Here is a 16,482-nt window from a genome sequence, read left to right on the forward strand (position 1 = left end):
GGCTGCGTTCTTCGTCAGCAATGTAGCGGGTCGCCGACGGTCGAACTACCGAGCAGCCAGATGTCAGTTCCCTCGATACGCGAACTGACACACTCGACCCACAGTCGCCGTTCGAACCTGCTAAGTCAAGTTTGAACGACTGCTTTCAGGCGAGGTCGTGTACGCGGCCCACATATGATCGGCAAGTAGTAGGCCCGTTGCGCAAGTGCAGGCATTAGGCCTTCGAGATGGCTACGGTACACCGTTTCGGCCGGCTACATTCCACGAGCCGCGAAAAAAGGGCGTTGCCGTCTTGCCGAAGCAGTGGCGAATCAGCACTCCGCACCTTGATTTTCCGCCCTGTCCTCAACACTATCTTGGCCCAAGGCTTTTCGACAGCGTTGCAAGCTCGTGTCGGGTTTGGGGTTGGCGGATGAAATACGCGGCGCAGTTATCAAGTTTGCCGCCGCCAAATCCATTCCGCCCGGAGACGCCCTGAGGACCGGCTTTTTAGGAGGATCGGAGTTGATCGAGGACACCCTCAACCGCGGCTGCCCACGTCATGTGGCTCAATCCGTCCCGAAGTTCTAACTCCCGCTCAAAGGCCGCCGCTCTGTCGGCCATCACGCGCTGAATCCGCTCAGACCACGTGTCAGCGTCGGCCTCCAGGTCGCCAGTGCTTTCAACGATCGCTTCATCGGCGAGAGCATTCGCGATCACGGCCTGATCGGCCAGCGTTCGCAGCAGCATCGCGACCCCGCTTTCCTGACTCACGAGAACGGGGACGCCAGCGGAAATCGCTTCAAATGGAACAAGACCGAACCCTTCCGCTCTCGATGGCATGAGCAGTAGAGATGCCGCACGCAGATCCTGGCAGACGTCGATTCGGTTCCCACTGAATCCGTGAAAGCGCAGACGGTGAGAGCCCGTGTCGAATGGTGCTGTGCTATCCGTTCCCAGCACGTCGCGTCATACGGCGCGCTATCAGGAAAGCACCACGTGCGCAGCGAAACGAGGTCCGCTCGCGATGCGCTCGACCCCTTCTCCGTACGCCTGTTCTGGCGTCACGGGTTCGTCTGCATAAGTGGCCGGAAGATAGTAGTCCCGCTCCTCGATATGCAGGTGATATGTCGCGGATTCGGTCTTATCCACTTTCGCGTCAAAGTCTATGACAAGCGGCCCGGCATTCCATGTAACTTCTGCGCCCGCTTCGAGGGAATCTGGAAAGAAGTTGCGAAGCGCGTCTTTCTCGCACTTGATCTCCATGCACCGCACGGCGTGCGCGTTGATGTATTGCCGCAGGACTCTCACATGCATCCGGTGCTCCGGCCCCGGCTCTTTAGGACCCGAAGTCGGAATGGGCATATTAATGGTAGAGGCGGCTTGTTGCCCGACGACAGCAACGCACACCTCTTTGAAGTCTGGCTTCGAGACGACGCTTACTTCGACACGGCGGCGCGGCAGCAGCTGCGTCCACTGAATTATGGGATACGACACCTTGAGTTCCGGAGCCGCATGCTCCTGATATCTGACAAGGCCCAGGCGAACGAATGGCTCGGCTTCGCTCGGATGTTCAATGTCCACGTCGACATACCACTCTTCACTACGGACGTCGAAGCGGGGCGTGTAGGCGATGATCGCGACGTCGAGAAAACTGTCGGGAACGGCCGTGGCAGTCGCGCTTTTTTCGACAGTATTGTCCTTGCGGACCGGCAAACGTGCGATCGGGATGAACTCCGGCTGGAAACCGTGCTGAGTGGTCTTATCGAGGTCGCGGAAAGCAGAGCGCGGTATGAAGGTATGCGATTTCGTAATGTCGGAAGAAAGATGCGGCGGGCGCGTGGGATCATCGCCCCAGCGGGTGATGAACTGTCCGCCTGCGCCGAGATCCGTGTCCTCAAAATCGCTGAGGTCCATGATGCGATGCGCGTCTCCTGGCGCAGGAACGCGGTCGCTCTCGAGCATGGCCTCGTCGTTCGGCTCGCGATACGGCGGCCACACGACGATGCCGAGCTTTTCTTCGACTCCCGATGAGAACCATCCACGACTCATTGAAATGCGGATGACGGATCGTCGGGTAAGCGTCTTGCTCAACCCAAACCACGGTCGCTTCGCCTCACCCGGTTCCCAATAGAACACAGGAATGGGCGTGTGGCACAGGGGGGCGGAAGGGCGCACGCCCGATTCGAGGTATACGATGAGCGGCTTGTCGCTTTCGTCGAAGTGCGGCGGCGGAAGATCCACCCCCGACGTCAGGAAGTCGTTTTTGCAACCGCTGTTCGCCGTGCGCATGAATGCCGCATGCCGTGGCTTGCCGACGACACGCAGCTCGAGTCTGCGTGCCCGCTTGTCCGGAAATACATGCCGCGTTTTCACGATCCCCTGTTCCTCGCCTGGCGCGGATGCCGCGCGTTCTTCCAGCGTGGGCGTGTAGCTCTCCAACGCCACGCGTGCAGGCGACGCATCGTCCGGATCTTTGTCCGGGCCCAACAGAACCGAAATATCGTCGATGCCGAGCAGCCTGACCTGGCCTTGCGGCAGCGTCACGTTGCCGTCGGCATCGACGTCGAAGCCGAACACGTGGGCTGGCGACAACTTCTTGCCGTCGACGACCGGCCAGTTGTCTTCGCGCTTGTCTTTCACGCTGCGGCCACGTTGCGGATCGTCGAAAGCTTGGGTGGTCGGCAGCGTGGCGTTCGCCATGATGTCCAGCCCGCCAGTAGAGAGCAGATCTACCTCCACATCGCCGGTCAGGCGATACTCGAGTGTCGCCTGCACACCGTTACCGGACGAAGGCCGCGGCGCCGGCGGTTGGCCATTGGCTGTGCTGCCCGGAATTGGCGGCGGCGGGACCTCGATGGAACAACGCTCGACATGCACCGCGCGGGGATTTTTGTCTTTTCCGCTTGTACTGACGAGTGTCGGTTTGCGTGAGGGCTTGTCCGTCGCATGAGTGCAGCGCACGGTGCGCACGGCGGCTATTTCGTTCAGCGGTCGCGTGTTCAGGGTCGATCGAATGATCTGCGCGATCGTTTGCAATACGGGCTTGCGCGGCGCCCATAGGCCGCCGAATCCGTCGCGCCAGCCGGGCGGCGTCTCCGCGGGGCAATCCTCCTTGGCGCAGTAGCTGATCTCCTTTGCCGACACGTTCGGCGGGAGCAGCGCCGCGAGTGCATTACAGACGTCGACGTGCGTGGCCTGCTGACCATCCGTCGCGGCGCTTTGCAACGCGATGGCTCCAATGGCTTCGATCAGCGCCGAGCAATTGGCAAGGTCCTGCCACTCTGGAATGCACCAGACATCGACGTCGAAATCATCGCCGGGGCGTAGTCGCAATGTTGCCTCGGGTGTTTGATCCCGGCGCTGATTTCCGTGCGCGGGGATGGAAAGCACGCCGCTCAGAGTTCGGGTGACGTTTCGCGCGGCCGATGTTGCGCGTTCGATATTCAACACGAACGGCTTCGCATCTGGATAATGCCCACCCGGATATACCGGGATCAGGTAGGGGCCGCCATCGAGGTATCGGGAAGTCCCGGCATAACGGATGCCCACCACGTAATATTTGGCGAACGGATCGGGATAATAGGGCTTCTTGCGCGTTTTCACGTCTTTCGACGAACGCATATAGACGAGATCGCCCAAGGCGTCCTTCTTCGTGGAAATGAACGGGGGATTCGCGTAAACCTCGCCGTTGATGCCGGCGCAGGACGTGATGTTGGCGACGGGAAATCCGCCCATTTCGTGATCAAGGCTGACCCCCCGCAGTCCCTGCGGCAGCGTTTCGAGATGATACTTGTCAAAGCTGCCATGCAGATTGGCGAAGTGAGCCTCGACCGAAGGCGGCGCGAACACGCGCTGCGTTTTACCGGGCAAGCCGCGAAACGCCTGCGCGCCCTCCGCCGAACGGATGATCACGTGGGCGGCGCGCTCGTAACCCATCGCGCCGTACTGCTTGAGCGCGAAGTCTTCATGCAGCAGCAGGAAGGGCGCGTCGACACGCTCGTGCCGCAAGAAGCGCCGAAAACCTCGGGCGTCGCGGCTGTCGTGCCCCGGAATCGTCACGTTCGGAGTGCTCTCGTAGATCTTCGCGGCATATGAGAGCGGCACGGAAATGCCCCCGGTGTATACCGCGCGAATGCCGAACCGGTATGCGCGTCCGAAGCGCAAGGGCGGCGGGCGTCGGTGCGGATCGTTGAGTTCGTCTGGCAGGGAGATGGTGTCTCCGGTAGCCAGCTCCGAGGCAACACTCTTGTGTTCCACGGGTCCTGCGCAATGCGCGCCCATCGGATCACCATTCCAGACGGCGACCGCTTCTTCCACGTAGGCATCGACGTGAGTGTCGGACGGCGTGCCTTTCGCGTCGACGGTGGGAACCATGCGGATCGGCAGTCCGAGAACGGCATCTTCGATCGTCTGGCTCCATTGGTCCGCCGCCGCAGTACGCGCAGCCGTCCCTGCTGGACGGCCCCGATCGGCGGCCGACGGTAGTGACAATAATCCCGATAGTGCCTGCCTGACCTGCTCCTGACAAAGCCCGGACGCGCCGTGCTCGATACGCCTCGCCATCAGTGTGCGCCAAGGCAGCCCGGGTACCGCGGTATCATTCGCCTGTTGTGCCAGCTTCGCGCCGCTCACTGAACAATTCGGTTCGTCCTGAGCGGGGACGGCGACATCGATCCGATAGCCAATCACGAGATCCTGCGCATCGAGGCTGAGCAGACCGGTATCGGTCGTCTGCGTGCATAGGTGCAGATCGCGCCGATTGAGCTGATCGTTCGTGGACTCGTCCCGGCCGCGATCGAGCAGCACAAGGCCGGCCGTCTGGTGCGTCTTGCGCAAGCCTTTGCCGCCCGCTGAACCTGGCGTCTGCTGCGCCACGGATTGATATCCGAGATCGACTGCGCCTTCCATTGCGTTCGGCACATTCAGGCTCGTGATGACAAAACGCCTCGGATCGAGCGGGAGAGGGTCGTTTTTGTTCGACTGTGGTTCGGACGGTACGTAAGGGGCTGCGGCAACCAGAACGCCGTCGACTTGAGGTGAAGGGTTCCCGCTGGCTTCCGCGTTGGTCGCGGGCCAGAACCGCGTCTTCGCATCGAATCCGGCGAGCGTCCAGGCGCGCCGGTGCGATGCCGCCTTGTCCGCATCGGTTTTGTGCCGGTTATCCGCGATCCCGGGATTGTCAGTGGAAACCGACAGGAACCCCGGTTGCGGAAAATCCGAGATGTTGAGTTGTTGTTGTGCGGCGCGCTTGAGCTCCTCATATTCAAATTCGACGTCCACGGCAAGTCCGAAGAGACGCGATAGCGACGGCGAACCCTGGATCGTAAAAAAGCGCTGACTCACGATGTCCTTCAAATCGTCCACGGTTATCGTGTCGTCATCTTTTTCTTTGAGGGCGTGCCTCAAGTCGCGTGCACTCTTCATCCCGCTCATCACCCGCGACAAGTGTTTGACGATATTCTCGCGATGTTCCGCAATCGAAACAGCCTTATCGCCATCCCCGAACAGTTCATGCGCGCTTATTGGCGGATGCTTCGGATTCGACGTGTCGCCAGAGACGGTCACAGGGCAGACGAAGCCCGGGCAATGCCGCCCATAGGCAAGGGAAATGTCCATCGCGGCCTTGCGATACGGACTCTCGCCTGCGCGGCTTATCGATTGCTCGCCGCGATTCGCAGCGGACTTCGCCTTCTGATCGGCGCTGCCAGGCACTTCGCCGTCCTTGGCCAGTTGCACGCATTTGTCCTCGAGTGCGCTCCACTTTGCGAGGCCCTTGGGATCGGCGCTCATGGCGTGCAGCGTGGACATCAACTCAAGCGCGCGCTGCGATTCCAGCAGAACGGAAAAGTCTGTCTGGCGAACCGCTGCGACAGAGCTGACGACCGTCGTTGCCTCTGGTTTTTTGCACACCTTGGTCGGATCGTCCGCGACGAGCTTGAGGCCCGCACGCCGCAGCTCCGGCAAACCGTCGGACCGCTGCGCGGGCGCGTTAGCGCTTTTCACTGCCGTGCCCTGATTCGACTGGTTGATCGACTGTAAAAGCGCGTCCCACGCGAGCCGTGGTTCTACCGGCTTGATCGATTCCTTGGCTTTACTGTTTTGCAGCACCGCGAGCCCGGTGCGATGTCCCGTTTCGACCGAGAAACATGAGCGCCAGAGCGACTCCACCCAACTGTCGGAGTGTTCCCCGCGTCCCCATGTAAACTGTGCGGCCCGCGCGCGCGCCATCAAGTTGAATTCGCCCCCGCTTTTCAGCTTGAATCTCAGTGGCAGCACCCATTCGGGTTCGCGACGCAGATGCGCGATCACGGCGGTGGGCCAGCTTTCGATCTGCGAATGATCCAAACCGTCCGCAGCGGGTGTGAACATGACAGTGGCCCTCAAGATATGACCTTCCTCGGCATATCCGGCCGGCACGACCTTGGCGACGGCAATGAGATCCATCAGAAGTCCACTCCTCTTCTCAGATGATCATCGAAATAGGTCTGATACTTCGCCCAGTTCTGGGATTCACAAACCGTGGCGATGCGCATTCGCGTGCTTCGCTGCGTCGCTGGCGTAGTACCGTTTTTGACTACGTGGCGCGTGGCGACGCGGCTGCCTTCGGCGTGGCCGGACCCCGCGGGCATCAGGGGGACGGGGACATCGGAAACGATGACGTCGGGGTCGTCGAAAGGGATGCTGATAGACGCCAGGCGAACAGGATCGTCAAGGTGAACCGAGCTGGTCTTGCCTCCGTCCGACTTCGTGGTGGCGCCGCCGCCACCCCAATTTATCGAGCAGGACACATTCACGCTGTAGTCGTAACTGACGAAGCCCATCGAGAACGAAAAACGGAAGGTCGCTGTGCCTTCCATGCGCTTTCCGTCGGGCGACTGATGTGCGAGCACGCTCAGCGAAGCGCCGAATGTGAAGATCCAGATCGATGCCGCGCCGCCGCAGTAGAAGGTCGCGGCGAAGTCGACCGGGGTGTCCCGCCCCGAGCGTATGTAGATGCCCGTCATAATGCGACCATAGCCCGTCAGCGGTCCATAGGCGAACGCCGCGGCACCGCCGTATTCGAACGATGCTTCGAACCCGACGATGCCATCACCCGAAGCTTCCAGCGCGAAGAAGCCGCTGCCGCCGTAGGGCGCCACGGAAATAGTAAAGGGCGCATCGCGACGCGCGAGCGAAGCGACGAACGTCGCCTTTTGATCGTCGAAACGCAGCCGCGCTGCCGCATTGATCGAGACATTGAAGAATGAGACCGTGCCAATCGAGATGATGCCGAGGTTCAGTCCGTATCCGACTTCGAGACCGAGCCCGAACGGATTGAGATAGAAGCCAGTCCCCTTGGCCCCGCCGAAATAGGGTGCCAAGGACTGCAGAAAATCTAGTTCCCGGCCGATCGAAAAGCCAGCGTAGTGGAGATCGCATGTTGGCGAGCCGCCAGTGGTGCGGAACTGTGCACCAGCGAAATGGAGCGTCACTGCCTCCACCAGATCGCCGACAAGCGCAATGTCGAATGCCCCGAGTTCGCCGACGCAGGATATCTGCGGGCCGGTGGAGGCAAGCAGGTCGATGATCGTTGTCGAAGCGACGTTCAGAGCACAGTTGTCCAGCGGCTTGAAGATATTCCCCGTCACGCCGGCGGCGTCCGGGCTGATCTTCGCGGAAAACTCAAGCGAAGTCGTCATGCGCGAGGGCACGAGCAGCTTGATCTGCGTTTCGATGGCGTCGCGCATGGCGCCGAAGTCGAATATTGCCAAAAGCTGACTGCGCAGCGCCTCAATCGATACCGACCTGATTTGCTGCGTGATACGCAGCGGCGTCGCCGCACCGTTCTGCCAGCCCTGCAAGAAGCGCACGACATAACGAAATGCAGGATCGGGCAAGGGCGCGGCCGGGTTCAGAACGGCTTGCAGGTTATTGAGCGATATGACATCGCGCGCGAGCTGATCGGTGGTCTCGTTTTGCGCGTATGCCGTCGGCCCCGTGTCGACGGGCGGCGAATAATAATTTGGTGGCTCGTCGGGCGCGACGAGCAGACCGTTGGCTTCGATAGCGAGGCTCGAGGTGCTCAGCTTGCGCCACACATCGTTGCGATCGACGTAGATGCTCTTGTAGATCGACGGGATATTTGTTTGTGCCGGCTCGCCACCGATTGTCTTTTCCGAAAAAAGCATGAACGCAAGCTTCGACGAGAACTGCTGCACAATCTCGGACGCGGACGCGAGCACCTGATCCCTGTAGAAGGTCATGTGCTCGATCAGCCGTGTCGGCAGTAAAGCGATGGCCACCTGCGCGGCGGCCCGATCCGCCGGATCGCCGAACGGACTGGTGCTCAGTTGCAGTTGCAGACTGTTGTTCGCCAGGTCATCGAGAGTTTTGCATGCATGCAGCGTGTTTGACGCCGCGTTGATGACAGCGTCGTTCGCCGCTTTGATACTTTGGATCTTGACTGCTTTGTCTGCGTTCAGCCCCGCCGTATCGATCAACTGTTCTGCGTTGTCGCAAATCCAATCGTTCACTTTCGTGAGCAAACTGAAGGCTTTTCCCAATAAGTCCCGGGCTGCGTCGAGCAACGCTTTGTCTAGTAGCTCGCGTGCGCCTTCGGCAGGCAATGCTACGAGCTCGCCGATCGCCCTGTAGGCGGAGTCGACCACCGTTTTCATCGCGCTGGCCGCGTGCGAGACCGTGACAGAAATCGGTTCGAGTTGCAGACTGGCGACGGCCTGCGCCTCGCTACTGACCCTCAAAGGCGCCATCCAGTCGATTCCCGCGATCTGATCGAGTCCGAAGCTCCAGAGCCGCAATGCACAGTCGAGGTTGCACACCAATGAATTGATCGACTGCTGCGCGGTATCGACTTTTTGCTTGAGGTCTGGCAGCTTGGCCAGTTTGGGCGACGCGCTCACCTCCGCGAGTTTTGCCTGTAGTTTCTTCAGCAGTTCGCGGAATGTGTTATCGAGGATCCCGACACTATCGCCGGTCACATCCGGCTGGCCGTGCACGTCGTTGCATTGCGAGCAGTGGTCTTCCGAGAGCGCAAACTTCCCGCCGCTCTCATTGCGCCATGTCGTCAAGCCGCTACTCAGGTTATTGAGCCGCTCGGCAATATTGCCGGCCGCGTCTTTGAGCGAAGGAAACGCGAGTTGATCGACCGGAAGGAATTGCGGAAGCACCACGACCGTAAAGCGCGCGACTCCTTGAAATGGATCGAGCCGGCCTCCACGAATATCGCGTACGATGTCCGCTGCCTGCAACAATGCAAACAGGCGGGACAACGCCGCTGTCCGCCAATCGCCTGTCGGGATGGACTTCATCTTCGCGTTGTCGGTCAGAGTCGCAACCAGGTCTCGTTCCCTGCTCAAAATGCGTGTCGCCGCGAGAATCACGGGATTTCCGGTTTTATCGCTCTTTAGCTGGGCAAGCGCTTCTGTGAGCGTGTCCCCGGCATCCTTCAACATACCAAGCCAGCATTCGTTCGCCAGAACGGCAGCGCTCTTTGGCGGCGTGTTCCTGAACGCTGTCACCAGACGCGCTCGGGCTCTGCCGGGATAGTTGCTCAGCGCATCGCGTGCTTTCGCGAGTGCTTTATTTGCCTCGTCTGGATCGGGCTTGTCCCGATTGATGCCGAGAAAGCCCGTCCGCGCATCGTTGAGGGGCGGCATCCAGAGCGGCAGGAGTTGGATGAAATCCGCCGAATCGGGCGGCGGTGTTTGCGAGACGGATTCAAGCCAGTCGGAGATGGGTTTCAACTGCTCCCGGTTTCCGATCTTTTCGAATAGCTTATTTTCGAGTTGTTTCTGAAACCCGGCGAGCTTCTGTTCGAGCTGGACCATTACGCGATCGAGCGGATTGGCCATGACCCGCGCAATCGCGTCGATCAGCCTGCGGCCGCATCCGTAGACCACGGCCAGTTCGGAGCTCATGCGCGCCGACTGGCCGGCATTGCCTGCATCGTTCGCGACGATGAGCGCGGCTTGCAGATCCGCGAGTGCGGAATCGATGTCCGGGAAAACATCTTGCACATTGATATCGAGCGGTGTGCCCTGGCTGCCCGGCACCTTCAATTTCGTCGCAACGTCGAGCCACTTCTGGCGCTGAACTCGCACGATTTCCCGCAACGGCCCGACGACCAGCGCGTTTATCGAGTCGCTCGTCGCCTGCATGCCTGCAAGCGCATAGTCGACAGTGTCGCGAAGTTTCGGCAGATATTCGCTCGTCGCATCTGCGAGCAGATACGATGCAAGCTCGCTCAGCTTGACGACGCCGAGCAACGTGGTGTCGTGATCGCTGAAGAAGTTTGAAAAGACTTGCTTCATCGCGTTGCGCGCATCGTCGCCGTTTGCGGCGCCTGCCGCTAACCTAGGGTCGGCAACGACTCGCACGATGCTCGGCGGCAACGCCAGCGCGTGCCCCCCGGCAGGCAAGCCATTGCCTGGAATCGTGTAGTTCTTTACGATTGAAAACAGCGTGCCGGCCTTGCGCATGCCATGCGCCGACTGGCCGCGCTCGCCGCCGAGCGGACCGCAGGTGCGGGAGAGTCCGGCGAGCGGCAACTGCGGGTGCATGACCGCGCCCGTGCGGTCACCCGATGTTCCCGCCGAGAGCAACGCAATGTTCAGGATGTCCAGATAGACTTCGCGCGTGTCCCGGTAAGGGTGCGTACCCAGCCCATCCGCGACGTCGGGAGTCGACACGCCGCTAGCGTCCCGAGGCGCCGTGGAGGGGAAACCGTTGGCGACGTAATAGCCGTCGAATTGAACCAGCACGACTTGCTGTCCGCCATTGACGATGCGCTCGATCTGATCCAGCCGGATGCGCGCGGTCTCCATCATCGGATAGAACGGCGGCTGATCGGCGGCGGCGAGCGAGGGATCGTCGAAGGAACTGTTGTTGCCTTCAAAATCATTCGTGTTCGGGTCATTCCTGGAGGGTACCGATGCCACACCACCCGCCGCCTTGAGTGTCCAGGAAATGGTCTTGTGCGAGGACCCGCCGGGCTTCGTTTCATCGCAATAGCGCAAGGTCTGGCCGCCGAAGTCCAGCGTACGCAGATGAACACCCGGGTCGATCGGCTGCAGGTCGATTTGAGCCCGACCGTTGCTCAAATCGACGTCGTCAGGCGACGCAATACCGATCGGCAACGCCCGGCGGCGCTTCGATGTGCCGTTGTTATAGTTGTTGTAGTAATCGATCAGATTAGCCAACAAACGGTCACGGTTGGCCGCGACATTGTCGACGAAGATGAGCGGCGCCTGCGTCACGGCGGTATCGAACATCATGTCGAAGAGCACGTCGGTGCCTTCGATTCGCGCTGTGCGCGGCCAGAAGACGAGTCCCGGCTCATCGACGAACAGCCGTCCTGCGGGCGAGGGAAAATCGGTGACCGGATTGGTTGAATCCTCGGTTGGATCGACGATATCTGGCGTCGTCTGCGTGAGCATTTGCACGAGCTTCGGGGGAAACTGCCGTCCTGCATTCGGATGTCCGCGTGCCGGAAATAGCTTGTCGGGCTTGGAAATGCGAATAAACATGCGCTGCCGCAGCCACGCGCGCACGCGTTCGCAATCCTTGCGGCGCAAGAACACGCGCTCGGTTTGTTTCACGAGCGAAGCGCGGTGTCCGATCGGAAATAGAAATCCCTTGTAGACCACTTCAGCGTGTACATCGCGCCCGAGAACGGTCCAGTGCTGCCAGCGCTCGATCGACAATGAGTCGAACAGGGGCCCATATGCAATATGCCGTGCCGATGCAGGCGGGACGAAATCGGTCTCGTGGCGCAGCGTTCCGCCGAGCGCGCTCAGACGCAATTCCTGCAGTTGAAGCGCGCGTGGCAGATACGTCGCGCTGCTTCCTTCGATGTCGATTGGCCGCCACCGGGAAGGCAACTCGACCTGACTCGACACTTGCGATTGTTGAAGCTGGCCGTTCTGCTCGCGCCTGCCACGCACGGGCAGTCCCCATGCAGAGGAGAGCACGACGAGTTCATGGCGATCGTAGGCATCGAGCGATGTGCGGAACACGCCATCGGCCCCATACCCGTTCTGCTTTTCCGCTTTGCGACGGCAGAGATAATCGAGCAGCGGATATGCCGTGACGTTGTCGGGCGCTGATGCCGGATCGACGGCAGATGCGTTTGATGCCGGGGCGTCCGTGTCCGGTGCCTGCTCCGGTGGGCATTCAACCCCGTCGGTTGCGCCGCTCGCCCTGCGCAGGAGTGCCATGCTGCTGGTTTCAATATCCGCGTCTTCGATACCAAGCGTCCACGGCGCGCGCGGCCCGCGCGGCGGCGCGAGATTCGCGGGCGTATGCAAGTGCATTGGCGGCGCTTTCGCGTCCGACGCAGCCGCCGCGGCTGAACCCTGATCCGGCGCACCAATCAAATTTCCATGCACGAAGCCGGGCCGCAGGTCTGGTGAAAAGACCGCGCGTAACCCCGGATTTGGATATATCGCGAGCAGCTCGGCAGTCCACAACGGTTGAGCTTTGTGAAGGACCTGGTTGGGCGGCGAGTGGTATGGACCAGGTGCCCAGTCCAACTTCGATTCAGGCGTACGCCACACCGCCGATTGCGACGGCGACAGAATGAGCCGCGCGGGCAGTTCGATGGCCGTCTGCAGCGGCGTCGGCGCGATCTTCAGTGCGGCTTCGACGTCGGCCACGCGCTCCGCGGCCGTGAGTGCCGATCCTGACCGCATGTGCAGCATTCGCAACATGTCGACTGCGGCATTCGACTGATCGGTCGCCTCCTTCGCGGTATCGGCTGCCTGGGCCGCATCGTCCTGGACCTTGTCGCCTTTCTTCTTGGTACGGTCCAATGCCGTGTTGGCCGAGATCTCGCCTTCTCTGACGAGCAGGCCTGCCTCGTTGAAGTGTGGGATTTCCATTGCACGCGGACACACCGACATCCGAAAATTCGACCAGTCCATCAGTGTCGAGAGCAGAAACGGACGTGACCTGGACGTGGGCTCGACCGGCAGGGGCGACTCGAACCAGTGCCTCACATCGCGCGTTTGGTCTATCCGGGCATTTCGGGGCGGCGCGCAATCCATGAGAAACGCAAGGCGCGACGGATTGGCAAGCCGTGCGCGGGCTCGTGCCGGCAATTCGGTGCGTTGTGTGGCAGCGTCGACATAGCGATCGATTACGCTCTCACGCCTTGCAGCGGCGCGGTCTACGTCGGTCGTGACCCCGGACGCGCTGATATATTCGATCTGCGCTGCACTGGTATTCGTCGGCACGTCTTCCGGCTTCCAGCCATCGCCGCTTTTCGGATCGTAGCGAATGCCATCTGCATAGATCCGGCGGTATTCGGCATCGAAGTAAAGCCGCGTCATTTCGAGACGGTAGAACTCCCGGAAATCCTGGTAGCTAGGGATGGTCGCTTCGGCCACGCGTTCGAACCACCGGGTTTTGTCCGTGTCGGTTTGTACGGCAGGGGGACTCGACTCCTTGTTGCCCTTGATCCAGTTCCACGCATATTCGAGAAAACTGGATAATTGATCGACAATACCCTGTGAGTTTGGCGGAGAGGGCTGTTTGCCGATGCGAAGCCCTTTAATCAGATTGTCTGCCAGCTTGAGCATGTCGATCACGCGCACCTTGATCGCGCTGGCCTGGACGCACAGGTTGAGTCTGCGTGCCCACGCTGCCGCGTCCGGGTCCATTCCGAAGGGACCAATATAGATGCATTGATCGGCAGGCAAATTGGCGTGCCGCACGCAATCGTGCACCGCGCAAGCGCGCGGTGCAGTGGGAGGAGCATCCGCTATCGCAACCGGTCCGTGCGCTGAAGACGCAGGGACGGCCGCCGCCGGCGTTCCTGATGCGCTCGGGGCCATATCAGATGGCGCGCGTCCGTTTTCGAACGCTGCGGCGAAATCCGCAAACGAAATCTTGCTTGGAATACTCTGTCCCGCGGATTTTTCCTGCTCGAGCTTGGCGTTCTTCAACGCCCGGCGCATCACGACGCGGTCCTGCATTGGAAATGTGCTGATGTAATTGGCGAATGCTTGGCCCTCGGTAATAACGGTCAGCATGTCGTCCTTGCCGACGTCCCGGTCGGAGGACAGGTCCTTGCGCGGTATCTTGATTGTCGGTTGCTCGAGCAGCACATCGGGGAATGCGGGCGGGTTCGGGCGAAACACGCATTCCTCGAATACGTGTTGCGGGGGAAATTCGGCGACTAGAACAGGGCGGGTGTCCCGCAGGTCGGACTCGAGCGAGTGTTGGCCGTCCTGCCTATCGTCGGGATCGGCTCGAAGGACGACGGCGCACTCCGCACTGGTATCGACGAGCAACGCGTGGCCTTTGAATACATCGAGACGCAAGCCGGCAAAGAGGAACGAGAGCGACATCAGATCGCGCGCGCGACCGACTTGAAGACGTGCATTCGAGAGGTCGATGCGGGCAAGCGGCAACGGCTCGGGATCGACCTGCGCGTCGAGCCAAAGATAACTCTGCGAAGTCCCAACGGACTCCTTCGCTTTGTCGGCGTTTTGATGGTAGATGGCTCTCAGTTCGGTCGGCGCGAAGCGAAGTTCGCTGTATTCGGCGTCGGCGAGCGCGAGATCGGCCGCCAACAACAGAAAGTCAAGGGCGATGGATGCGATCGTCATGCGGGAAGCGCCCGCGCCCGCCGGCCCACGCGCGAGGATCAGCACGGATGGCCGGGGTGCGGCGTTATCGCGGGCTCCGCGAACCCGGATCCGACCCATGGGAGAGTGCACCGTCTGTTCGTCGGAGACGAATTCGCCCGTGAAACCCATCTCCAGCACGTCACCCTCCGCCCGCCATGCTTCGAGCGCGGCATCGTGTGTCGCGAGGCCGTCGAGGAGGATGTTGCCGTGCGATAAAAGCGTAAGCCTCCAGCTCGAGGCGAGCCGCGCGATGCCAGCTTTCCAGGCATTCGGCTGATTGCGCCACGTGCGCCGTGTATAGCGCCACGTGACGCAATCCGTGGACGTGATGGACATTGACGGTGAAGTGCCGCGCGTCATCGTATGCGGTTTCGGGTCCGTATCGACGACGGCGCTCGCATAGAATACTGGGTCGTGCTCGCCGGAATCTGCCTCGTCAGCGCTCTTTACACTTGAGCTCTTCTTGCCGGAACGATCCGTTTTGGACGCCTTCGCGGACTTAACCGAAGCGGCGTACGATTCCGTGTCGGAGTGGGCGCCGTCAGATGTTGGAGGCGTCATCTGTCGACACCATGCGCACACCACCAGATGAAGCCTGGCGTCGAGCGTGTTGGCGATCAATGCGCCCCGCGTGCCGCTGAAGAGATACCATACGCCGCCCGGATGAAATCCGAGTGTGACGGGATCGCGCAGGATCAGATGGCCTTCGAATATCTGCTCGACCGCGTGATGAACCAGACGCCCGTCGCACGAAAAGACGAAGGGCGCGCTAATCGGAGCTTGCTTGCAATCGGAAAGCGCCGTTGGTTCTTCGCAGACGGCGTCGAGACGCGCGCGCGACAGCTCCGCGAGCTTGTCGAAATCCTGATAGTCGGACTTCAGAGACAGCGAGCTGGTTTTCCCCCCGGTCCAGATGTTAGTGACCATCTGGACGCGCCAGGTGTCGTTGATCTTATGAAAATGAAACTGGTGCCACGCATTGCCGAGATTGCCCAGCCTGACGTGCGATGCCTCGAGCACATAGTCGTCCGGCTTGTTTGTTCCGGTTGGCACGATTTTCAGACGGAAAGTTGCCTCCGGCCCGAGCGCCATACGGTCGATACGCCAACTTTGTCCTGTAAAGTGCGGGTCGTCGGCAGGCAGCGGCCCTTTCGTAAGTCGTTTGTTCGAAGGAGGACGGATAATTGCTATGCCAGCGCTGTCCTCGGAGAAACGCAACCCCGTGAGATCGTCCGGGTCGGACCACGGTGCCTTGGCGGCGTTCTTATTGTTCGCTGCCAAGGCGGGGCTAGCGAGCGAACCAACGATGAACGTGCGGCGCGTCATCGGCATGAAGTCGGACAAAGCTCCGAGAGGCACGAAACCTTCCTGTCTGAACCACGGTCGCTTGTTCATGGACGTCGTCCCATCTCATTGTGGAGCGATGAGGCGTATCCGGATGAAGACGATGGAACCACTTCACCGGGTCTTAGGTTCCTTCGCATAACGAATCAATACAAAGACACAGTGAGAACAACCGCGCAGTCGGTGTCAGGAATTCGAGTTCAGAGGTATAAGAAAAATAGACCTAAAAACTTTCCTGTGTCAGAGAATATTGCTAGGGGAAATCTCTAGGGTGATGGCTGCTCAATGTGTGCTAAGTCTCACGTTCAAAAAGGTGCGATGCGTGGCGAAGCAGTGCAGTCGTGCCACGGCGATCTGCTCCGCCGGGCTTTGCTTGTGTTTGGTCGTCAACCTCCCGCTCCTAAAGGACAACTGGCTCCAAAATACTAAGATTCATTTCCGTCCAGGCTCGCGACTGCAGATCATGGCGAATCCCAAGTTTGCTGCGACTTGGTCTTGGACGTTCCAAAGAGCATTGAGGTACGCG

At 60.4% G+C, this 16,482-nt stretch carries 3 protein-coding genes; all 3 read right to left on the reverse strand.

What is annotated here, in order from left to right; translation table 11 throughout:
• Window positions 1–489: 489 nt before the first annotated feature.
• Genes HDG33_RS01935 through HDG33_RS01945 form a run of 3 tightly spaced genes read right to left on the reverse strand, consistent with a single transcriptional unit; the run spans window position 490 to window position 16,007 of the window.
• Window positions 490–942 (reverse strand): glycosyltransferase, encoded by a 453-nt coding sequence (locus tag HDG33_RS01935; RefSeq protein WP_184021914.1) that lies wholly within the window; start codon window positions 940–942, stop codon window positions 490–492.
• Between the two features lie 21 nt (window positions 943–963).
• Complete coding sequence (locus HDG33_RS01940; protein WP_184021917.1) at window positions 964–6,426, reverse strand: hypothetical protein; 5,463 nt, start codon at window positions 6,424–6,426, stop codon at window positions 964–966.
• Window positions 6,426–16,007 carry a hypothetical protein gene (locus HDG33_RS01945; protein ID WP_184021920.1) on the reverse strand — a complete coding sequence of 3,194 codons (9,582 nt, stop codon included), beginning with the start codon at window positions 16,005–16,007 and terminating at the stop codon, window positions 6,426–6,428. The genes HDG33_RS01940 and HDG33_RS01945 overlap by 1 nt, the downstream gene beginning before the upstream one ends.
• Between the last annotated feature and the right edge of the window lie 475 nt (window positions 16,008–16,482).

It is taken from the genome of Paraburkholderia sp. Cpub6, assembly GCF_014201065.1.
GTDB classification, from domain to species: domain Bacteria; phylum Pseudomonadota; class Gammaproteobacteria; order Burkholderiales; family Burkholderiaceae; genus Paraburkholderia; species Paraburkholderia tuberum.

Coding starts and splice junctions, on each gene's coding strand:
- HDG33_RS01940 (WP_184021917.1), bottom strand. CDS start 6,426: ATGGATCTCATTGCCGTCGCCAAGGTCGTGCCGGCCGGATATGCCGAG.
- HDG33_RS01945 (WP_184021920.1), bottom strand. CDS start 16,007: ATGAACAAGCGACCGTGGTTCAGACAGGAAGGTTTCGTGCCTCTCGGA.